At 67.8% G+C, this 21,541-nt stretch carries 15 protein-coding genes, 2 tRNA genes and 2 CRISPR repeat arrays; of the genes, 2 read left to right on the top strand and 15 right to left on the bottom strand.

Going from position 1 to position 21,541, the window contains the following annotated elements; translation table 11 throughout:
- The first annotated feature begins 71 nt into the window (after positions 1-71).
- On the top strand, positions 72-1,178 hold the full coding sequence (locus tag ACTG9Q_RS28145; RefSeq protein WP_455575942.1) for a HesA/MoeB/ThiF family protein: 1,107 nt from the start codon (positions 72-74) through the stop codon (positions 1,176-1,178).
- Here ACTG9Q_RS28145 and ACTG9Q_RS28140 read toward each other — a convergent pair.
- The 12 genes from ACTG9Q_RS28140 to ACTG9Q_RS28085 form a co-directional block, all read right to left on the bottom strand.
- The gene (locus tag ACTG9Q_RS28140) at positions 1,121-3,295 is read right to left on the bottom strand and encodes an NB-ARC domain-containing protein (RefSeq protein WP_455575941.1); all 2,175 of its coding nucleotides are present in this window, start codon (positions 3,293-3,295) and stop codon (positions 1,121-1,123) included. The two genes, ACTG9Q_RS28145 and ACTG9Q_RS28140, sit on opposite strands and share 58 nt — an antisense overlap.
- Positions 3,296-3,943: 648 nt before the next feature.
- Positions 3,944-4,582, bottom strand: coding sequence for an HNH endonuclease family protein (locus tag ACTG9Q_RS28135; RefSeq protein WP_455575940.1), 639 nt, complete (start codon positions 4,580-4,582; stop codon positions 3,944-3,946).
- A gap of 797 nt (positions 4,583-5,379) precedes the next feature.
- A CRISPR array of direct repeats spans positions 5,380-5,921; the repeat unit is 37 nt; unit sequence GTTGCGATCCCCACCGGTCCCGGAGGACCGGTGCTGC.
- Positions 5,922-6,477: 556 nt separating this feature from the next.
- Positions 6,478-6,768: a CRISPR-associated endonuclease Cas2 gene (cas2, locus tag ACTG9Q_RS28130; RefSeq protein WP_455575939.1), complete on the bottom strand. Its 291-nt coding sequence runs from the start codon at positions 6,766-6,768 to the stop codon at positions 6,478-6,480.
- 3 nt (positions 6,769-6,771) lie between these two features.
- On the bottom strand, positions 6,772-7,788 hold the full coding sequence (gene cas1c, locus ACTG9Q_RS28125; protein WP_455575938.1) for a type I-C CRISPR-associated endonuclease Cas1c: 1,017 nt from the start codon (positions 7,786-7,788) through the stop codon (positions 6,772-6,774).
- Between the two features lie 8 nt (positions 7,789-7,796).
- On the bottom strand, positions 7,797-8,402 hold the full coding sequence (gene cas4, locus ACTG9Q_RS28120) for a CRISPR-associated protein Cas4 (RefSeq protein WP_455575937.1): 606 nt from the start codon (positions 8,400-8,402) through the stop codon (positions 7,797-7,799).
- Positions 8,403-8,440: 38 nt separating this feature from the next.
- The gene (cas7c, locus tag ACTG9Q_RS28115; protein WP_455575936.1) at positions 8,441-9,358 is read right to left on the bottom strand and encodes a type I-C CRISPR-associated protein Cas7/Csd2; all 918 of its coding nucleotides are present in this window, start codon (positions 9,356-9,358) and stop codon (positions 8,441-8,443) included.
- Positions 9,355-11,127, bottom strand: coding sequence for a type I-C CRISPR-associated protein Cas8c/Csd1 (gene cas8c, locus ACTG9Q_RS28110; protein ID WP_455575935.1), 1,773 nt, complete (start codon positions 11,125-11,127; stop codon positions 9,355-9,357). Before cas8c ends, cas7c begins: the two co-directional genes overlap by 4 nt.
- Entirely contained in the window at positions 11,127-11,786 is a 660-nt protein-coding gene (gene cas5c / locus ACTG9Q_RS28105; protein WP_455575934.1) for a type I-C CRISPR-associated protein Cas5c, read from the bottom strand. The genes cas8c and cas5c overlap by 1 nt, the downstream gene beginning before the upstream one ends.
- Positions 11,783-14,047, bottom strand: a complete 2,265-nt coding sequence (cas3, locus tag ACTG9Q_RS28100; RefSeq protein ID WP_455575933.1) for a CRISPR-associated helicase Cas3' — start codon at positions 14,045-14,047, stop codon at positions 11,783-11,785. The genes cas5c and cas3 overlap by 4 nt, the downstream gene beginning before the upstream one ends.
- Before the next feature lie 517 nt (positions 14,048-14,564).
- Positions 14,565-16,184: direct repeats of the CRISPR family, unit length 37 nt; unit sequence GTTGCGATCCCCACCGGTCCCGGAGGGCCGGTGCTGC.
- A gap of 940 nt (positions 16,185-17,124) precedes the next feature.
- A tRNA-Ala gene (locus ACTG9Q_RS28095) sits at positions 17,125-17,204 on the bottom strand.
- Positions 17,205-17,251: 47 nt separating this feature from the next.
- On the bottom strand, positions 17,252-17,407 hold the full coding sequence (locus ACTG9Q_RS28090; protein ID WP_455575932.1) for a hypothetical protein: 156 nt from the start codon (positions 17,405-17,407) through the stop codon (positions 17,252-17,254).
- 177 nt (positions 17,408-17,584) lie between these two features.
- Positions 17,585-17,658, bottom strand: a tRNA-Pro gene (locus ACTG9Q_RS28085).
- A 280-nt stretch (positions 17,659-17,938) separates the two neighbouring features.
- Between ACTG9Q_RS28085 and ACTG9Q_RS28080 the strand changes: the two genes are divergently transcribed.
- Positions 17,939-18,730, top strand: coding sequence for an alpha/beta fold hydrolase (locus ACTG9Q_RS28080; RefSeq protein ID WP_455575931.1), 792 nt, complete (start codon positions 17,939-17,941; stop codon positions 18,728-18,730).
- On the opposite strand, the gene der is transcribed toward ACTG9Q_RS28080, so the two are convergent.
- From der to cmk, 3 genes are read right to left on the bottom strand one after another with little or no spacing between them, the layout of a single operon-like run.
- Positions 18,727-20,136 (bottom strand): ribosome biogenesis GTPase Der, encoded by a 1,410-nt coding sequence (gene der / locus ACTG9Q_RS28075; RefSeq protein ID WP_455575930.1) that lies wholly within the window; start codon positions 20,134-20,136, stop codon positions 18,727-18,729. The genes ACTG9Q_RS28080 and der overlap by 4 nt on opposite strands.
- Complete coding sequence (locus tag ACTG9Q_RS28070; protein WP_455575929.1) at positions 20,133-20,789, bottom strand: lysophospholipid acyltransferase family protein; 657 nt, start codon at positions 20,787-20,789, stop codon at positions 20,133-20,135. The genes der and ACTG9Q_RS28070 overlap by 4 nt, the downstream gene beginning before the upstream one ends.
- Positions 20,786-21,475 (bottom strand): (d)CMP kinase, encoded by a 690-nt coding sequence (gene cmk / locus ACTG9Q_RS28065; RefSeq protein ID WP_455576065.1) that lies wholly within the window; start codon positions 21,473-21,475, stop codon positions 20,786-20,788. Before cmk ends, ACTG9Q_RS28070 begins: the two co-directional genes overlap by 4 nt.
- Positions 21,476-21,541: the final 66 nt, after the last annotated feature.

Here is a 21,541-nt window from a genome sequence, read left to right as displayed (position 1 = left end):
CGCGGGATCGGACCCCGTGCAAGGACAAGCGGACGGACGAGGCGTAACACGATGTGGACAGGAGAAGTGTGATGCACCGCCCCCGTATCAAGTACGAGCACCTGCCGGTCCGCCTCGGCGAGGATCTGGTGCAGATCGGCGGTTCCCTGCCGGGAATCGCCGCGGTGATCCCGGATCCGGACGGCACGGTGTGGACGTTGCTGCTCCTCTTGGACGGCACGCGCATGGTGGATCAGGTGATCGCCGACCTGATCCACCGTCACCCGGAGGTACCTGCCGACACGGTCCGCACCGCGATCGACACGTTGGCCGCCGCAGGCCATCTGGAGGACGCCGACGAACCACTCGGCGATGCGCTCTCCGAAGCCCAGCGGGAGCGGTTCGGGCGCAGTCGGGCATTGTGGTGGTGGATGGACACCTCTCCACGCACCACGAGTTGGCACGCGCAGTTGGCGCTGCGGCAGGCGCGGGTCACGGTCGTCGGTGTCGGCGGAGTCGGCAGCACCGCCGCCCTCACGCTGGTCCAGTCCGGGGTGGGGCGGCTACACCTGGTCGAACCGGACGTGGTGGAGCTGTCCAACCTCAACCGGCAGGTCCTCTACACCGAGCACGACCTCGGCCGCCCCAAGGCCGAGGTCGCGGTCGAGGTGCTGCGCCGACACAACGGCGAGGCCGAGGTCACCGGAGAACGGACCACCATCGACGGCGTGGCGATGCTACGGCGGTTGGCGGCGGGATGTGACGTGCTGTTGATGGCCGCCGACACCCCACGCGAGATCCGGTCGTGGACCAATCGGGCGTGTCTGGACACCGGCACAGCGTGGGTCCACGGCGGCTATCACGGGCCCAGAACGGGTATCGGGCTGTTCGTGCCCGGCAAGGGACCGTGCTACGACTGCGCGCGCGCCGCCGCCGCACGGGAACGGCTTGCATCACCGCCGACGACCTCGTGGCCGGACACGAGCGGGACGACCGGAACGCACGCGGTCAACGCGGTCTCGGCCGGGATCGCTGGACACCTGGCCGGGCACGCCGTGATGAGCCTGATCACCGGGATCCCCCGGCTGCGGGCGAACCGCGAGATCGGATACAACCTCATCACGATGCGGCACAGCACGTTCTACGAATCATCCGAGCCGGAGCCGGACTGTCCCACCTGTGGGGAGTCCGTCGCCTGACCTGGCCCGTCGGCACGATCGGACGCGAGGTCCTCGGCACGTCGCAGAACCAGCTCGGCGCGCGGGTCGCCCAGGTCCGTCAGGATCCCGGCGGCCCGCCGCAGGTCGTGCACGGCCCGCTCGTCCCGGCCGGTGGCGACCAGCGAGGCCGCCATCGCCTCCAGGGCCGTGGCCAGGTACGACTCCGCGCCGCCGTGCCGCGCGTAGACGTCCACCACCCTTTCCCACAACCCGATCGCGGTGTCGTGCTCACCCAGCCCCTGCCGTGCGAGCGCCAGGTCGTCCTCGGCGTAGGCGATGATCAATGGGTCGCCGGTGTCGCTGCGCAACTGCCAAGCCCGTTGCGCGTAGTCCAGCGCCTCCTCGAACCGCCCTCGCGCCACGTTCACCAGACACAGATTTCCCAACGCGATGGCCTCGGCCGAGGTGTTCCCCTCCTGCCTCGTCGCCTCCCACATCGCCAGGTAGTACTCCGCCGCCTCGTCGTGGCGTCCCTGTGCCTCGCGCAGGAACCCCAGCCCCGCCAACGCCCGCCGCCGCAAGACCCGATCACCTGACCGTTCCGCCGACTCCACCACCGATCGGAAGTCGGCCTCCGCCGCCACGTCCTCACCCGAACCCCGGTGACTATGGCCACGCAGAATCCGCAAAAACGCCTCGGCCGCCCCATCCCCCGACAGCCGAGCCGCCTCGACACCACGCGACTTCGCCCGCAACTCCTCCCGCCACCACGCCCGCGGCCCCAACCCCAGATGACGCGACGACACCGCCAACGCGATCACCACCGCGTGCATGTCGTGATCCGCGGCCATGCGCTGGACCGCCGACAACGCCGCCCGCTCCGAACGCAGCCACCCCAACGCCCCCTCCCGATCCCACACCGGCGCCCGCACCACGGGAAGGTCCACCGGCAGCCGGGCCGACACCGGATACACCAGATGATCGGCCGCATCCGCCATCGCGGCGTACCAGCCCAACAGCCGCGCCACCGCCTCCTCCCGCGCCCGCGGTGTCTCGTCCAGGTCGGCGCGATGAGCGGCGTAGTCGTGCAACAGGTCATGCATCCGGAACCGGTGACGGGCGACAGGTTCGACCAAGTGGTGCTCGGCCAACCCCTCACATATCCGGACGGTGGGGCCAACCTCGAGGGCGGCGAGGGCAGCGACGGCGTGCGTGCTGAACTCCGGCAAGGGGTGCAACCCCAACAGGCGGAAAACCCGCGCGTGATCCGGGTCCAACCGGAGGTAGGACCAGTCGAACACCGACCGCACCCCACCCAAACCCTGCCACGCCCCATCCACCCCGATCAGGCCACGCTGCTCCCCCCGAATCTCCTCCACCACATCGGCCACCGACAGGAACGGACGCGACGCCACCCGAGTCGCGGCCACCCGCACCGCCAACGGCAATCGCGCACAAACCGACACCAACTCACGCACACCCTCCGGGTCGGCCTCAACCCGGGCCTCGCCCACCACCTCCGTCATCAACCGCACAGCGTCATCAAGCTCGAACACATCCACCGTGACCCGCCGGGCAGCATCCAACGCCACCAGCTCCGACAACGCCCAACGGCTGGTCACCAACGCCAACGAGCCCACCGACCCGGGTAGCAACGAACGAACCTGATCAGCCGACCCGGCATTGTCCAACACCACCAACACCCGCCGAGCAGCCACAACCGAACGGAACAAGGCACTCTGCGCCTGCACCTCACCCGGAACCCGCCCCTCCGCAACACCAAGCGCCATCAGGAAATCCGTCAACACCACCCCCGGGGACAGCGGCTCGCTGGGACCGTAACCACGCAGATTCACAAACAACGTGCCACCAGGAAAACGCCCCTGAACACGATGAGCCCACCACACCGCCAACGTCGTCTTCCCCACCCCACCAGCACCATCGACCGCGATCACCGACGCCCCCTCCACCAACGCCTCCAAAGCCGCCACCTGCGACAAACGCCCACAAAAATCCGACACAGCCGCAGGCAACTGACGAGGCACCACCACGACCTCAGGCACCGGCGCAGAAAACACCACCCGGTCAATCCGACCCGCCTGCACAACCGAACCGCCCAGCATACCGCTCAGCTCGTTGCGCACCTCATCAGCCACAAACACCAGTCATACCGGCCCAGAGCCCCAACGGCGCGCTACCGGAGCACACAACCACCCGCAAAGCTTAACTGACAGGCACCTACGCAAGACACCAGACGCACACAATCTGACAATCCTGAGCCAGAATTGGGTGCCGGTTCACATCCACCAACAAACCGGAACCGCTTAACCGCAGATCGCCAGCCCAGTTGATAGCTGCGCAGTTTGACGTCCTTCCAAGACGCCAAAGCACATCGTAGCCGTTCAAGATCCCTCCACAGCAGGACGCAAATCCTGAGACTGGCTCGTGGTGGTCGCACAGCGACCCAGGGGACTACGTTGACCGCCCCGCCACCGACCAGTAGCCACGGCAGCGGGACCAAGTACTGCGACCACGCGGCCGTCGGCGTGTTCATCTCCTCACCGAACGGGCTGCTGGTCTTCGAACGCGCGAGGCCCCCACGGGGATCGCACCGGTCGCCGGTCATGTCGACCAGCACTGAGGCCCGAGCAAGCCGCCCGCATTGAGGTCGCCGAGGAAGTCGGCCTGACGTCACCTCACTTGGCCTGCTGCTGACCGGCGCACGCCCTCTGAAGCCTGCTGATCCCGTTCCACGCCCAATGCGTGTCACCTTGCCCGTGACTCCTTCGTTCGTGCCGACGGGGTCACTGTGGCTTCATGCCTACATCGATGATTTCCTCGTTCGGGCATTCTGCGGCCTTGGCGGTGAGCATGTCGCGCTCAGCCGGGTCGACCGTCAGTTCCCAGCGGGTCTTCACCGACACCCACGCGCCGACGTAGCGGCATAGAGAAGCCTGGTAGGGCGGCAGCCAGGTGGCGGGATCCTGGTCTGCCTTGCTGCGGTTGGACTTTGCCGTCACCGCCCACAACGCGACCGGCTCGTCCAGATCGTTGGCGTAGGCCTGGCGGCGCTCTGGCGTCCAGTCCCAGGCTCCGCTGTCCCATGATTCGGCCAGCGGCACCATGTGGTCGATGTCCAGACCCCGGGCGCCCTCGACGTGGACGTCGTCGTAGAAGGAGTACCAGCGCCCACCGACCACGGTGCAACGGCCGGTGGTCTCCGGTTCCTCGACAGCCTCTTCCAGCAGCACCTCGGCGCGGGTGTTGCACCCGTCCCGGTCGGCGTCGACCCAGTGCTTGAACTTGTCGCGCTGATAGCCCTCCCGCTGCTCCTCGGCCACGACCAGCCGTTGCACCGCCACCCGCAGCGGCACCCCGGCCAGGACATGTCCCTGTGGGCTCGCCTTGGCGTGTGCCGTGCCCGGCACCACCGTTGCCGCCACCGTGCACACCCCGGCCGCCACCACAGTCCGCCACCACGACCGCATCCCCGCACCCCTGTCCGTCATTGACCGATTGTGTTGTCGTGATCAGCACTACCGGGGCGGAAAGCGTCGGGCAGGGTGGTGCAGGGAATGGCACCCGGCTGGGGCATTGGTTCATCCCTGCGGGTCACGATCCACAGGAAGTGTCGACCAGAGTGTCCGGCGGACTGCTGTCCCATTCGAAGCGCGCGCCGCCGGACCTGCCTCCATTGTCGCGTGTGGCGACCAAAATGATCTAGCCGAACTCGTCGAATACCGTTCCTGCTGCGCGTAGTAGTAGTAGTAGTAGTACAGGGCCATGCGACCGATCGTCACCCCCAGTTCGACCAAGCTGTCAGAGCGAGCATCGCGGGTACAGGTCCCATCGCAACAGACGCGCGGAACATCTGCTGTTGAGTGCCTGCGTGCTTGAGCTGATGGGTGGACACGTGGAGGGTGCGCGCTTCAAACGGGACGTGCCCGCAGAGGTGGCGGAGTTCATGTCGAAGGAGGAGGAAGCCCAAGGCGACGCCGAGAACCGGTAGAGCCGCGTATTCGCCAGTGACGAGTTAACCGGTCCCGGAAGGCCGGTGCTGCCCGGGACCGTGGGTGATGCGGGGTGCCGCTGAGCGTTGCGATCCCCACCGGTCCGGAGGGCCGGTGCTGCGCGAGTGGCGCAATCGCGGTCTGGGCGACCTGGTGGTTGCGATCCCCACCGGTCCCGGGAGGGCCGGTGCTGCCGGGGCGTGGTTCGTGAACGTGCACTCCAACCTCAAGTTGCGATCCCCACCGGTCCCGGAGGACCGGTGCTGCATTGCGCCGGTCACCGTGACGCCGAACGCGCTCCAGTTGCGATCCCCACCGGTCCCGGAGGACCGGTGCTGCCCATTGATGTGGACGGGCTTCTCCGCGTCCCGCTTGTTGCGATCCCCACCGGTCCCGGAGGACCGGTGCTGCGTGTGCGACGAACGTCCAGCCTCGTCCGCCATCACAGTTGCGATCCCCACCGGTCCCGGAGGACCGGTGCTGCCTCGTCGAGGACGCGGTAGACCACCGCGACCACCGGTTGCGATCCGCACCGGTCCCGGAGGACCGGTGCTGCTCATCCGCAAGGCGACGTTCTGGGCGCGAAAGTTCCAGTTGCGATCCCCACTGGTCCCGGAGGACCGGTGCTGCGCGAAGGCGAGGTGCCTGCTGTCGTGCCACTTCTCGTTGCGATCCCCACCGGTCCCGGAGGACCGGTGCTGCCTCCGGCGGGGAACGCTGGTCGACTGCCTTCGGGTTGCGATCCCCACCGGTCCCGGAGGACCGGTGCTGCCCTGCATGAGCAGGGATAGTAGATCTTCAGCGTCAGTAGAAGGCAAGTTATGTGGCTCTATCGACGTGACACGCCGACGGACGGGTTCGGAACCTATCGGCGTGTTGGGTCACGCTTGTGGTTCCGAACCAAGCGTACCCAGCCGATGGGGCACAAGGTGGGACTCAGTTCTCGCGACCGAGCAGGATGTGTGGGTAGCCGCGGTTGACCGGCTCGCCCAGTTCTACGCCGAGGGAGGCGATGAACTGTTCCAGATGGGCGGTGGCGTCTTCGATGTTGGTGGCCCCGCTGCACCGCGGTTACGATCCTCACCGGTCTTGGAGGCCGGTGCTGCTGCCGGGCGACGTGGCGGCGGCACTGCGACCGGATGTTGCGATCCTCACCGGTCTTGGAGGGCCGGTGCTGCTGTATGACCAGGGGAGTCTGCTCTTTCATTGTCTGTGGATGCCTGCTGGTGCGGACTGCGGGCGTGACATGCCGACGTTCTAGTTAGGGACCTGTCGGCGTGTCAGGTCGCGCTTGTGGTTCCGAGCCTTGGTGGTGGTCGTGTTTGGAGTCAGAGGATGAGTGGTCCGTGGTGGGGTGGTGTGTAGGCGTTGCCGAGGTGGGTGGCGTTTGTGAAGGTTCCGCGGTCGAGTTGGTAGATGCGGATGCTGTCCGTGCTGGGGTTGATGAGGGCGGTGAGGGTGGCGTGGAGGGTGAGGCGTTGGGCTGGTGTGCAGACAACTTCGAAGACGGATTTCTGGACGCGGTGGCCGTAGCCTTCGCATGTGTTGGCGACGCGGCGGAGGCGGCGTTCGCCTGCTGGGGTGGTGGTTTCGATGTCGTAGGTGACGAGGAGTTCCATGGGTTAGGTGATGGTCCAGGGGTGGTAGGTGGGGGTGTCGCCGCGGAGGTGGCGTGCGAGAAGGCGGGCTTGGAGGAATGGGAGGAGCGCGGCGGGGGTGTCGCGGTTGAGGGTGGCGTGGTGCCAGGTGCGTTCTCGTGCGGTGGACCAGTGGTGGAGGAACATCTTGCGGCCATCGTCGGTGAGGGTGACGGCGCCGCCCGGTTCGGTGTGGGTGTGGCGTTCGTCGAGTTGGCCGCGGTTGATGAGAGTGAAGACGAGGCGGTCGACGAGCAGGGGACGAAGTTCTTCCATGAGGTCGAGGGCGAGAGCGGGTTTGGCGGGGCGGATGCCGTGGAGATAGCCGATGTGGGGGTCGAGCCCTACCTGTTCGCAGGCGCCTTGCACCGCGATGCGGAGCATGGCGTAGCCGAAGGAGAGTAGGCAGTTGACCGGGTCCAAAGGTGGTCTTCGGCTTCGTCCGGGAGGGGCGCCCTTTGCCAGGTGAGGCAGGGCTTGGAAGTAGTCCCGGGCGGCGCGGCCTTCGATACCGAGGATGGTGTCCGGGTGTGTTGCGGTCGGCAGGTCCGCCAAGGCGGTGGCGTGCCGGTCGGCGATGTCGCGCAGGAGGGTTTGGCGGGCGCCGGTGGCGTCGCGTGCGGTGCGCAGCAGGAGTTGGCGGTAGTTGTGGAGTTTCCCGGCGACGAACGCACGGCCGAGGGTGGCTCGGTGCTCGAGGTCGTCGTGGGCGCGGTACTGGGCCAACCGCAGCAGTGGGTTTCCGGTCTGCGGGCCGTGGACGCGGGCGAGGAAGCGTCCGTTGCGGGTGACCCAGGTGACCGGTCGGGTGTCCGCGGCGCAGCGGTGGAGCAGGTCGTCGGTGACGGTGACCCCGTTGAACGCGACGACGTCGCTGAGCCGTACCAGGGGTAGCAGGTGGCGGCCGGGTTTGTCGGGGTGGACGACGCGGACGGTGTCCCCGTCGAGGTGGAGGCTGGTTCCGGGAGTGGTGACGTAGAGGGTGCGCAGCAGTTCGTTCATCGTCGGTTTCAGTCGGTCCAGTCCCCGACCGGTCGAGGGCTGAACAGGTCGGCGGGTGTGGTGGGCAGTGTGGGGACGCAGCCGGGTTCCAGGGAGCAGCGGCGGCAGCGGCGGTCGTTGACCGCGGGCGGCAGCCTCGGATTCTGCAGGGCTGCTCGCAGCTGGATGACGGTGGCGCTGAGCTGGTCCACGAGAGCGGCGTCGACGGTGACCTCGTGGCGTCGGCGCGTTCGGCCGACGAAGATTTCGCCGTGGGGGATGTCTGCGGTGAACATCTCCCGGAGGCACAGCACTTGTGCGGCCACTTGCAGATCAGCGGCCCCACCCGGACGGTAGGAGCCGGACTTGTGTTCCACCGGCACGGGTACACCCTCGCGCAGGTGCACGCTGTCGCACACGCCGTGCACACCCAGAGTGGTGCTCCACACCGGTACCGAGCGCCATACCGTCCCACCGCGACCGGTCAGCGTGCCGCCGCGGTCGACAGCCTCGTGGGCGAGGTCGCCCCGGACGGTGTCGACGTTGGCGTCGAAGTAGTTCTCCTGGTGGATGAGCAGGGCCTGACGTGGGCAGTACGCGTAGTGCTCGATCGCGGAGATCGGAATACTGTCCACGCGAGATAGACCAGTCAGGACCTGCTCCCCCACCTGGCTCACGAGAACACGGTGGTCAGGCTGACCCCGTCGGGCAGGTTCGTCTCGTCGACGGTCACCTTGTAATCGGTGAAGACGCGGGCCGGAGAGTCGTGGCGTGACAGGTCTGTCGGCTCGGGTCGCTGCGTCGTGGCGCGGTTGATGTGGACGCGTTCGGTGAGCCGATGCGCGGGGGCGGACCCGAAGGCGTCACTGTGGCTGAACACATACAGCCCGCGGGGGGTCAAGCGGCCTCGGGTGGCTGAGCGGTCGTGGTCGAACATCATCTCCAGTGAGCGATACAGCAGCTCGAAGTCGCGAGTGTCCACTCCGGTCTGACCGCCGCGCGTGGCGGAGTAGTAGATCTCCGCCTTGTAGAGGCCGTAAGGAACGGTCCACTTACCGCCCATCTCGGTGGACTCGCCCTTGTCGATGTCTTCCTGCTTGGTCTGGGTGACGCGGGTGATGGCGTGGTCGGCGGGGAAGACCGGGTCGATGCTGCGAGCGATACCGACCTGCAGTGGGCCGCGGATCTGCCCGAGCCTGCCGGTCTTGCCGACGGACAGGACGGCGCCGAAGAGACGGATGTCCACGTAGCGGTCACACAGCCAGCTGCGCGCGGTTTCCGCTTGATCGGCGGTGATCTTCTTGTCGCCGAGGGTGAGTCCGGTCGCGGCGTAGGAGGCCTCGAGGCGTGGGTTGAGGGCGTACCCGGCCTGGACGAACACCCCGTAGCGCGGGTCGTCGCCTGCGGCGAGGGCGACGGTGTCACGGATCTTGCGCTTGAGTGCGACATCGGTGACGAGACCCTGGCCGGTTTCGTCATCGGTGCGGGGTCGGTTGCCCGCGTCGGGGTCGCCGTTCGGGTTGCCGTCGGTGACGTCGAAGAGGAACACCATGTCGTGGCGGACGGCGGGGTTGAGGTGGGCGGTGGTCATTCGGTCGTGTCCTCCGAGGCGGTACCGGTTGTTGAATCAGGCGGGCTGGCGGCGGCGAAGTTGTGGGCGCGCTGGTGGTGGTAGCCGAGCAGGAACATCGACTGCTGGGCAACGTTTGTGCCACTGGGCAAACCGCCTGATCTGGTGAGCAGGTCGAACAGCTCGTCGAGGGCCTTGTCAAGGTTCACCGCGGCGCCGCGGTTGATACGGCGGAGTTTACGTAGCCATGCGTTGGCGTCTTTACGCCCATTGACCACCGCGGCGCGCGGATTGTTGATGGCTCCAGCAAAGTAGCGGTCGCCGTAGGTGGTGTTGAGCTTTCCGCCAAGGGCGGCGTACTGAAGGGACTCGAGCGTGGCGAAGATTCGTCCGCACACATAGGACGGGTCGCTACTGGTGGTATCGAGTGACGGCATCGGCTTCTCCACGGACAGATGAGAGCGAGTGAGTAGCAAGCGGATGAGCGCGGCGCGGGTGGTGTCGAGATGGCCGTCGCTGCGGATCCGATTGACCAGGTGCGCGAGCAACGAGGGCGGCGGCGGCACGTCACGGAGCAAGGCGCGCAGCAGGTCGCGCTGGACGCCGTCGGGGCGATCAGTTCCTTTGGCGCCGAGGAAAGCGTAACGCTTCTCCCGTCTCAACCAACGTCCGGTGACCCTCACCATGCGCTGCAGGCTCTGCCACTCGCTGTCAGTGGCCCACAGCGGGCTGATGCGGTGGTCGTCGAACCACGCGGTGATTCTGCGATTCAGGATGGGCAAAGGCATCTCGATCCAGTCACGGACCATGATCCGCGCGACGTTGCCGCCCAGGCTCAGCGCGCAGAAGCGAGACAGGTCGGTCGTCTCGCTGAGAGTTTCGAACCGGCCTTGGTCGCCCTGGTGCACAGCGTCCAGGTGTTTCTTGATCGCGGACGGGTCGCCGTCGAAGACGAGGTTCATCGGGTCGAAGGCCGCGGGGTCCGTCAGCCACCAGGCCAGGCGGCTGTCCTGACCGCCGTAGTTGACCGCTTGGGGAGAGGTCAAGACGCGGACCAGGCCGTTGGAGGCGGCTTCACCGCAGCCGATGCAGATCGGTGTGCAATCCAGCTGTGTGGTGAGGTCGTAGCCGAAGACGCGCTCGTTGATGCTGACCAGTGCGGCGTCGTTGCTGGCGCCAGGGACCCATCGCGCGGGGACCTTGCTGGGGATGGTGTCCAACAATGCCCCATACTGCCCGCACACCAGGCACAAGCCGCTGTTCGCGCCGCCTTTGCGGCGAGCGGCCTCTTCGGCCCAGAACGTCGCTGCCGAGGTCGATCGGTAGGCGGGCATGCCTTCGACAGTGACCAGCACGCGGTCTTTGCTGCCGATGTCTTCGGTCGGTGCGAGCAGGTTTGGTCCGTTCCGCTCGTAGAACAGGGACATCGCGCGAGCGGCGATGTCGTCCGGATGGCGGGCCGCCCAGCGTCGGGTGAGATCGATGAACGCGGCGTGGCACTGCTCGGCGCGCGCGGGCTTGGTATCCGCGTCGACCCATCCGAGGACGTACTGGACGTCGTCGGCGGCGAGGTTGGCGGCCACCCCCACGGTGCGCACCACTGCGGGCACGGTGTGCTCGGATGGCCGGGGGCGGCCTTTGTCATCGACAACCATCAGGCTTTCCAGCGCCTTCGACAGCGGTGCGCCGTCTGCGGACAGCCGTAGTTCCCAGCGGAACGCGAGCTTGCGGTGGAACGGACGGGCGTCGGGGTCCTGGCGGGCGTGTTCGGCCAGGCGCTGCAGCAGCATCAGGCCACCACACCGGCGGGAATCCCCGACGCGGGCACGTGCAGCACCCCACGGTCCAAACGTGCGGTGAACCAGGTGAACGACGGAGGCGTGGTCGTATGGTCGATGCCGTGCAGCATGATCCCCAAGTCCTCGGTGTACCGGAACGCGGGGGTGTCGTCGGCGGGACCGAAGTAGGCAGAGAACTCCCGTGTTCCGAGGTAGGGCTGGGAAAAGCAGCTGCCCCGCGAGACACGGCGGCGGAACTGGTCGCGGTAGGCGGATTCGGGCTTGTGGCAATCATCGCGCAGGCGTACGTGGGCGTGGATGCGGTAGGCGACATCCCGCAGGCACACGGAGTTGCGCTGCACCCGGTTGGCCACCGTGTCCACCCGTCGCCTGCCGGAAGCCGCGTCAGCCAGCGACGCCAGGTCGGTGGTCTCGTTGCGGCGCTGGGTGAACTGCTTGATCTCGCGGAGCATCTCGATCGCCACCACCTGCCAGGTGAACTGCGGCTTCCAGAAGATCGCCTCCAACACACCGACCGCGGCGGTCGGCGTCATCACCGGATAAGACACCCTCTCCACTTTCAGTTCCGGACGGGTGAACAACGCACCGGGACCCCACACCTGCACGACCACCGGCGGCGCACCCGCCGAGGTCGGAAGATCAAGCCTCACCACACAGTCTCCTCAGCGATCGCGTCGACATCGATACCGACCTGCTCGTCGTACTCCCCGACCCACTCCCACACCTGCCGCTGACCCGACACCAGAGGCCTGCACATCGCTGCTACCTGCGGGTTATCAACCAGGTGCCGCGGCAACCGCACCATGTACCCACGCAACTCCCGGAACACAGCCCGCAGCGGCCCTTCACCCACGCGAACCAGGCGCACCAACTCCCGCACCCGCGCTGTGTCACCAAAGGTGGTCACCACCACGGGAACCGAGTCGTCGTCGATCATCCTGAACGCCAACATCGGGTCCCGGACCTCGACCGCCTCGTTTCGCTGTGGGGTGATTCTCGAAATCGTCGGCCCCTCGGCGATGGCCCGGAAATCCAACCGGTCCCTGGCGCTGCGAATCGAAAGCGGGCGTTCCTGTTCCTCCGGATTCAGTCCGGTGTAGAGGCTTCGATAGTACTGGTCCAGCACCACCGGGTCATCGGGATCGACTCCCGAACCAAAGAAGGATCGAGTCTTGTCCACACCGGCCCGGTAGAAACGCGGGACCACCGCGTCAGAGGCATCGAACACCACCACCCGCCCCAGGCCGGGCAGCCCGCCCTCACGGTTGGCGCGGCCGGCTGCCTGCTGCAGCGCCTCCGCAGGGGCGAGCGCACGGAACACCACGGGAAAGTCCACATCCACGCCGCACTCCACCAGCTGCGTGGACACCACGGTGACCGGCGAGCGACCATCGAGACGCTTCTTGACCTTGTCGAGCACGTCACGGCGATGCCGTGGCAACATGCGGGTAGACAGGTGGAACAACTCGGCACCGGGTTTGGCTCGCTCGACGTGCCGGAACATGGCGCGCGCGTTGTCGACGGTATTGACCACGACCAAGGCTTGGTCCTGGTGCGCGACCTCGGTGGCGATGTCCGCCATCGTGGGTTTCGGGTCCAGGCGCCACTCGTACCTCACCCGCTTCAGCGACGAATACAACCGCACCGGATCGGCAACCAGCGGCTTGATGTCCGCCTTCTCACCGGCAGCGAAGTGCTCGAACGCGGGCTGGGTAGCCGACGCCAGCACCACCGTCGCCCCGAAGTACCGCACCAACAGACGCAGACCGTCCAGGATCGGCTCCAGCAGATGCACCGGCAACGCGTGCACCTCGTCCAACACGATCACCGAGTTCGCCAACCGGTGCAACTTCCGCGACCGCGCGGGCTTGCGCCCGTACAAGGAATCGAACAACTGCACCGTCGTGGTCACCACGAACGGCGCATCCCAGTTCTCCGCCCCGAAAGCCGGGTTCCCGCGGCCGAACACACAGCTGTCATCAGTGTCCACCTCGGTGTTCGAGTGGTGCTCCAACACCGCATCCGACCCCAACAGACCCCGATACACCTCAGCGTTCTGCTCGGTGATCGTCGTGAACGGCACCGCCACCACAACCCGCGACATCCCATGATGAGCCGCATGCCGCAACGCGAACGCACCCGCCGTCAAGGTCTTGCCCGAACCCGTCGGCGCGGGCAACCGATACACACCCCGCTCCCGCGTCGACCACGCCACGACCTCCTCGAACAACGCCGCCCGGACATCATCGACCGCAGACCTCGAGCGATCCTTCAGCAAGGTCTGGCGTCCTGTCTCGAACTTCTCCGCCAACGAACGCATGTCCACAGCAGACGAAACGCGCACGTCCTCGCCCTCGAAGTGTGCAGCGGTGTCCAAGTGGTCCGCATCAACCAGTGCGGAGAACACCATTCGAATCCCGAACTCCTGCGCCCCTCGCTCCACACCCCACGCCGCGGGAATCAGTGAGGGCCCTTCCTGAAGGCCTCTCGCCTCCGGCACCAGCGTGAAGAACCGCTCCAGATCCCCTGCGGCGTCACCCTCCGGCTTCACCGCCTGCAAGTTGCTCGGCGACTCCAGACCACCATGATGACCCAACACCGCGACCGAGGCACCCAGCGCCCGCCTCAACAACAGCCACGTGCCCAGCATCTTGTGATCGGTGCCGACAGCGGCACCCGACGCCGCGACCTGCAACAGCCGCCTTTGCCAAACATCCCTCACTTTCCCAGCATCGTGCGCGATCCCCAAGGCCCATGCCAGATCACCGGCACCGAAACCATCCGCGAACCCACGAGCCAAATCAGCAGTAGCACGAACATGAGCAGCCAACGAGTGCCACTGGGCACCACGACCAGGACTATGCGCCCACAAACAGGAATCTCCTTCAGCTCCGTCTCCCCGACCGAGCACCGCGACCCTAAACCCACCCACCGACAACAAACCGCACGCTGACGGGTGCCACTTTGAAGATTCACCCAAACAGCCGAACGGAGGTTCGGGGCCGCATGAACTAGCCAAAGGCCGCCCAACGCTCGAACGTCACCAAGGCGTCGCCAAGCAGGGAGCAAGTCCACCAACCCATCGTGGCGACCTCAAGATATGCGTCAAGACCTTGGTGGCACCACGCGCACTCCACCAAGCCGGTCGAGCAGTTCGATGCCAACTCCGGAGGGCCGGTGCTGCCGCTGTGGAAGGGGAGACCCAGCGTTCCTGATGTCGCGATCCCCACCCGGCCCCCGGAGAGTCGGTGCTGCGCTCGCAGCTCGGCGAGCTGTCCGTCCTCGGTGCTGTTGCGATCCCACCGGTCCGAGGGCCGGTGCTACAGCTGGGGTGTACGTCCCCGACCCGAAGACCGTCATTGCAATCCCCCATTGGCTCCGAAGACCGGTGCTGTCCTGGTGGTATGCGGCACGGCCGAGCTGGTCATGTTGCGAGCCCCACCGGTCCCGAAGGGCCGGTGCTGCCACCGCGTGGTCCGGGCGCCTGTCCGAGACCGCGCAGTTGCGATCCCCACCGGTCCCGGAGCGCCGGTGCTGCCCATCCGCGCAGCCCTCCAAACCTGGATGACCCGCGTTGCGATCCCCACCGGTCCCGGAGGGCCGGTGCTGCCGGCGAGGTCACGCCCGGCAGCCACGTGCGGCACCTGTTGCGATCCCCACCGGTCCCGGAGGGCCGGTGCTGCGTGGGCGCACGGTGGGGATGCCGTCCCGGTCGAAGTTGCGATCCCCACCGGTCCCGGAGGGCCGGTGCTGCGCCTGCGTGGCTCGCCGTCGTGCTGCTCGGGTCGGCGTTGCGATCCCCACCGGTCCCGGAGGGCCGGTGCTGCTGCTGCTCGACCCCGGCCGCGCCCCGCGCGTGGTTGCGATCCCCACCGGTCCCGGAGGGCCGGTGCTGCTTTCGCGCTGGCGGACTGCACGAGGCACTGCACGTGTTGCGATCCCCACCGGTCCCGGAGGGCCGGTGCTGCCTCACCTTTCCTGGTTGACTGCCGTCGCTTGGGTGTTGCGATCCCCACCGATCCCGGAGGGCCGGTGCTGCATGCGCATGGCGACCATGTCCTGTTGCGCCAGGTTGTTGCGATCCCCACCGGTCCCGGAGGGCCGGTGCTGCCGCTACGGCGCCGAGGTGACCGTCACCGCATCGGTGTTGCGATCCCCACCGGTCCCGGAGGGCCGGTGCTGCTTCGACGACACGTCCGGGGGCGGGTCGGCCTGCGGGTTGCGATCCCCACCGGTCCCGGAGGGCCGGTGCTGCTGACGACGGTCGACGGGCCGCCGGTGCAGATGCGGTTGCGATCCCCACCGGTCCCGGAGGGCCGGTGCTGCTGTCGCCGAGTTCGAGGTCGACACGATGGTGTGGGAGTTGCGATCCCCACCGGTCCCGGAGGGCCGGTGCTGCTAAGCGCAGCGCTACACGTCGTACGTCTTGTAAGCGTTGCGATCCCCACCGGTCCCGGAGGGCCGGTGCTGCCGGCGTCGACCAGGTCGTCGTTGGCCCCGTTGGGGTTGCGATCCCCACCGGTCCCGGAGGGCCGGTGCTGCTTGAACGAGTGGAACTTGTTGAACCCACCCTTGTTGTTGCGATCCCCACCGGTCCCGGAGGGCCGGTGCTGCCCCTGGTCGTCCTCGGGCATACCGGGGATCGGGGTGTTGCGATCCCCACCGGTCCCGGAGGGCCGGTGCTGCGTGCCCTGACCAACCCAGCGGCAAGGGCAGAGATGGTTGCGATCCCCACCGGTCCCGGAGGGCCGGTGCTGCCGCCACATCGACGGCTGGATGGCACACCTCGTCGAGGTTGCGATCCCCACCGGTCCCGGAGGGCCGGTGCTGCTGACGGGTGAGGGCGGGTTGGTGGGGTTCCTGAGGGTTGCGATCCCCACCGGTCCCGGAGGGCCGGTGCTGCTGATGCGCTTCCACGCGACCCCGCACATGTACCTGTTGCGATCCCCACCGGTCCCGGAGGGCCGGTGCTGCCGACGGTGACGACCCGCACGGGCCGATCGCCGTAGGTGTTGCGATCCCCACCGGTCCCGGAGGGCCGGTGCTGCCCTGCTTGATCAGCGAATTACAGGGTGAGCGAGCCATTAAATCTCAGAATTGGGGCGCACGGAGACTGACGCGCCGTGGGCTTGGTTCGGAACCTACCGGCGTTTCGGGTCGCACTATAGGTTCCCAACCCGCCCACAACCACACCTCCACACTCAGACCGGGTGGAGGCTGTCACGGCTGATGTGCCAGACCAAAGAACCTTTGGGACCAACCTCGCTGTGAGGCGTCTGCAGGCGTCACATTCGCTCCCCATGCATGCGGCCTCACAGTCACACCAGTTCACCGACGGTTACCAAATCCCACGCCCACAGCGGCCCGCTTCGGAGCCGTATGCCTCAGTGTCCAACCCGTGGCCACCACTGGGCGCACCACGCTCAGCTCGCCAACCACCTGGCCCAGCGGATCGATGGCTGGGTAGGACCAATGCCACGCGGAAGGTGTGCAGGCCATCGGAAGTCTCGACAGATCGGTGTGGGCGTGCGGCAGACCTAGCTACCAGTGCGATTCCGCTGGTGGCGGACACCGCAGCGACGGCACGAACACTGCCGAGGTGGCGGGCTCGCGTCAGAAGAGGCTGTGCAGGCAAGGACCAGCAAGCCTATTGCGGTAAGGGCGGCCAAAAGCAGGAGGACGCGGGCCACGGCGCGGCCACGGTTGATTGATGAGGTTGGTACTCCCGCCGAGGACTCGAACCTGCGCAACACCGCCGATGCACTCACGTGTACCCGCCGCGAGGTGACCCCAAGCAGGTACCTCAACACCACCCAGTCGGGCTACCGATCCTGGAGCAAGCCCGTGACCCTGTTTCACGCCATTTCAGGCGCTGCTCCAGTTTTGCTCCAGTTCAGTGCACAACTGTCCACATTAGACCCACAAACAAGATCACCCACCGTGCCTGTTGACGCAGGCAGGATGGGTGATCTGAATAATATTCGCTTGTGGAGCTGAGGGGACTCGAACCCCTGACCCTCACACTGCCAGCGTGAGGGTCCAGCGTTGACACCCCGCGCCACAGCCTCTCCCCACCCCGCGATCAGACGACCCCAACCAGCCGCGACCCCACGCATCACCCATCAACCGACACCGACAGCTGCATCTTCACCCAGGCCGCCGCCACCCGACAAAAACCAACCCAAACCAGATCCAGTATGCGCCCGACCTGCGCAAATGCGGACACTTCAACGCAGTTGGCGAAGTTCACCCGATCGGGAAGATCAACCACGACCCCTTGACCAGATCAACAGGCGATCTGGAGCGCACTTCTCCTGTTTCGCTCCTTACCCGCCAGTACAACGATCTTACCGTCCACAAACGACGATCAACTAAAGATCATCCCAGGAACATCAAAACGCCCGCCGACCTGGTGTTTCTACCAAGTCGACGGGCGTTTCTCAGATCGTCGGGCTGACAGGATTTGAACCTGCGACCCCTTGACCCCCAGTCAAGTGCGCTACCAAGCTGCGCCACAGCCCGATCTTTGCTCGCGGTGTGCGTGCGAGGTGAAGAGTAGCGCATGGGGGTGGTGGGGGTTCATGTGGGGTGGGGGATCTGTCGGCCGCGGGTTCCGGGGGGTGTCCCCGGACCGCGGGTTGGACTCGGCGGCGTCGGGGGGGCGGCATACGTGGGCTGTGACGTGGCGGTGGCTTGTCGTGGTTAGGGCGATGCGGGTGGGTGTGTTGGCGGCCACGTCTGTCCCATGGGTCTTCCCGCCTAATCTGGGCTCGCCGATGTTCTGGGGACAGGAGGACTCGCTGTGCCGATCGCTGAGCTGGGTGGGCGTCGACTGCACTACGAGCGGCGGGGGGAGGGGAGGCCGCTGTTGCTCATCCAGGGGTTGGCGGGGCACCACCTCATGTGGGGTGAGGCGTTCCTCGCTGATCTTGCGCGGGACTTTGATGTGGTGGCGTTCAACCATCGTGGGATTGGTGACAGTAGTCAGGCGGAGCCGCCCTATGAGATCACCGACTTGGCCGATGACGCTGCCTCGCTCGTGCGTGCGCTTGGGTGGGGGGACGCGCACGTTTTGGGTATCTCGTTGGGGGGCATGGTTGCTCAGGAGGTGGCGGTTCGGCATCCGGACAAGGTGCGCACGCTCACCTTGGGGTGTACCTACGCGGGGCCTGACGGGGGCAGGCTGGCCAGCCCTGGCCTTCGCAGGATCGCTGAGGCGCGTACCACCGGGGACGTTCGGAAGATCATGCGCGCCAGTTACGAGGCCAACCTCTCGCCCACGCTGCGCGCCGACGAGTCCTGGTATGCCAAGTTCACCGACTTATCCCTCGCCGAGCGCGTGCCGGGGCCGGTGATCGTGATGCAGCAGCAGGCCGCGCTCAGGCACGACGCCGTCGCCAAGCTCGGCGCCCTGGCGGTCCCCACCCTGGTCATCCACGGCACCGCCGACGAGGTCGTGACCTTCGACAACGCCGCGCACGTCACGGGGTCGATCCCGAACGCGCGCCTTGAGGTCATGGCGGACGTGGGGCACCTGTTCTGGTGGGAGCGACCCGAGCTGACCGCCAAGCTGCTGCGGGAGCACGCCGTCTAGCGGCGCTGCTTCTTCTCCCGCACGCGCACGGAGATCCGGACCGGGCTGCCCGCGAAGCCGAACTCCTCGCGCAGCCTGCGCTCCAGGAAGCGTCGGTAGCCCGCCTCGAGGAAGCCGGTGGTGAACAGCACGAACGTCGGCGGGCGGGTGGATGCCTGGGTGGCGAAGAGGATCTTGGGCTGCTTGCCGCTGCGCACCGGCGGTGGGGTCGCGGCGACCAGGTCGTTGAGCCAGCCGTTCAGTCGGCCGGTGGAGATGCGCTGGTCCCACGACGTCAGCGCGGTGCGCAGGGCCGGGGCCAGCTTCCGCACGGCGCGACCGGTCAGCGCGGAGACGTTGACCCGCTCCGCCCAGGTGACCCGGACCAGGCCGCGCTCCAGCTCGCGCTCCAGCTCGTGGCGGCGGTCCTCGTCGACGAGGTCCCACTTGTTCAGGGCGAGCACGCAGGCCCGCCCGGCCTCCACGACCATCGTCAGCACCCTCAGGTCCTGCTCGCTGATCACCTCGCTGGCGTCCAGCAGGACGACCACGACCTCGGCGGACTCGATCGCGGACTTGGTGCGCAGGGAGGCGTAGTACTCCATGCCGCTGGCGAAGTTGACCCGCTTGCGCAGGCCCGCGGTGTCCACGAACCGCCAGACCTGCCCGTCCAGCTCGACCAGGGAGTCGACGGGGTCGACGGTGGTGCCCGCGACCGAGTCGACGACCGCGCGGTCCTCGCCGGTCAGGCGGTTCAGCAGGCTCGACTTGCCCACGTTCGGCTTGCCGATCAGCGCGACGCGCCGGGGGCCGCCGGTGACCGGGGTGTAGGTCTCGCGCGGGGTCTCCGGGAGGACCTCGAGGATCGCGTCGAGCAGGTCGCCGGAGTTGCGCCCGTGCAGGGCGCTGACCGGGTACGGCTCGCCGAGGCCCAGCGACCACAGCGACGCGGTGTCGGCCAGCAGGCGCTCGTCGTCGACCTTGTTGGCCACCAGCAGCACCGGGCGCTTGGACCGGCGCAGCACGCGGGCGACGGCCTCGTCGGTCGAGGTGGCGCCGACGGTGGCGTCGACCACCACGACCACGGCGTCGGCGTGCAGCATCGCGTACTCCGCCTGCGCGGCGACGGCGGCGGCCATGCCGTCGGCCTTGGGCTCCCAGCCGCCGGTGTCGAGCACGGTGAACTTGCGCCCGCTCCACTGCGCGTCGTAGGCGACCCGGTCGCGGGTCACGCCGGGCACGTCCTGCACCACCGCCTCGCGGCGGCCCAGGATGCGGTTCACCAGCGTGGACTTGCCCACGTTCGGCCGTCCGACGATGGCGAGCACCGGCTGCGGCGGGGTGGTGTCACCGCCGTCGGTGTCGTCGAAGTCCTCGGCCGCGGTCCAGTCGGACTCATCAGCCCAGGTGCCATCAATCTCGGTCATGCCCGTCGTTTCTCATCCAGTTCGTGAACCAGGCCGGCGAGCCGGACCCGGATCTGTTCGGTGGCCTCTTCCAGGCCGGTGCGCCCGCGTCCGACGTCGAGGGCGAACGGCTCGCCCACCTGCATGTCGATCACGGGCCGAAATCGCCTGCGGACGCCCTCGGGGCGCCGGGTGCCGCGGGTGACGACCGGCAGCACCACCGCGCCGGAGGTGCGCACCAGCCAGGCCGCGCCCTGCTCGGCGGCGGCGACGTCGCCCGCGCCGCGGGTGCCCTCGGGGAACACCCCGACGAGCCCGCCGCCGCGCAGCACCCGCACGGCGGCCAGCAGCGGCGCGCGGTCGGGTTCGCCGCGGCGGATCGGGATTTGCCCCAACCCGCGCAGGAACCGGCCCGCGAGCCCGGCGAAGAGCTCCTCTTTGACCAGGAACACCGATCGGCGCGGCAGCATTCCGAAGATGAGCTGCGGCTCCAGCAGCGAGCTGTGGTTGGCCACGAGCACCACCGGGCCGGTCAGCGGGACGCGCTCGCGGCCGTGCACCCGGACGCGGAAGGCGGGCTGGTAGAGCCAGGTGCCGATCCAGCGGGCGGTGTCGGCCAGCCACGGCACGCCGCCGTCCGGCAGGTCGGCGCCGCGCTGATCGGTCATGGTCATCGGCCGTTGGCCTCGGCGGCGGCGCGCAGGCCGCGGTCGTCGACGAGGTCCATGAGCCGGTCGAGGACGCCGTCGATGTCCAGGTCGGTGGTGTCGACCTCGACGGCGTCGGCGGCCGGGCGCAGCGGGGACGCCGAGCGGGTGGAGTCGAGCCGGTCGCGGCGCTCGACGTCGGCCAGGGTGGCGTCCAGGCCTGCCGCGCGGCCCGCGGCGCTGTCCTGGCGGGAGCGGCGCGCGGCGCGGGCGTCGGCGGTGGCGGTGAGGTAGACCTTGAGCGCGGCGTCGGGCACGACGACGGTGCCGATGTCGCGCCCCTCGACGACGATCCCGCCGCGGCGCGCCTTGGCTTCGCTGATCATCCGGCGCTGGAGGCCGACGAGCCGCTCGCGGACCTTCGGCACCGCGGAGACCGCCGACACCGCGAGGGTGACCTCCTGGCCGCGGATCTCGGCGGAGACGTCCTCCTCGCCGAGGCGCACGGCCGCGCCGACCTCGGCGTCGAGCCCCAGTTCGGTGGACTCGGCGACGCGCAGCACCTCGACCCCGTCGGCCGGGTCGATGCCCGCGCGCAGCACCGCCAGCGTCACCGCCCGGTACATGGCCCCGGTGTCGAGGTAGGCGGCGCCGAGGCGCTCGGCCAACCGCTTGGCGACGGTAGACTTCCCGGTGCCCGAGGGGCCGTCCATCGCGACGACACCACGCAGCTCACCCTGACCCACCGCTCTTGCCTCCCGAACCCGTGCCCACGTGAC

It is taken from the genome of Actinokineospora lacus, assembly GCF_053813445.1.
Note: the sequence above shows the minus strand (reverse complement) of the source record. Positions and strands in the feature narration are given on the sequence as shown.

Coding starts and splice junctions, on each gene's coding strand:
- ACTG9Q_RS28145 (WP_455575942.1), top strand. CDS start 72: ATGCACCGCCCCCGTATCAAGTACGAGCACCTGCCGGTCCGCCTCGGC.
- cas2 (WP_455575939.1), bottom strand. CDS start 6,768: ATGGAACTCCTCGTCACCTACGACATCGAAACCACCACCCCAGCAGGC.
- cas1c (WP_455575938.1), bottom strand. CDS start 7,788: ATGAACGAACTGCTGCGCACCCTCTACGTCACCACTCCCGGAACCAGC.
- cas7c (WP_455575936.1), bottom strand. CDS start 9,358: ATGACCACCGCCCACCTCAACCCCGCCGTCCGCCACGACATGGTGTTC.
- cas8c (WP_455575935.1), bottom strand. CDS start 11,127: ATGCTGCTGCAGCGCCTGGCCGAACACGCCCGCCAGGACCCCGACGCC.
- der (WP_455575930.1), bottom strand. CDS start 20,136: ATGACCGAGATTGATGGCACCTGGGCTGATGAGTCCGACTGGACCGCG.
- ACTG9Q_RS28070 (WP_455575929.1), bottom strand. CDS start 20,789: ATGACCATGACCGATCAGCGCGGCGCCGACCTGCCGGACGGCGGCGTG.
- cmk (WP_455576065.1), bottom strand. CDS start 21,475: ATGGACGGCCCCTCGGGCACCGGGAAGTCTACCGTCGCCAAGCGGTTG.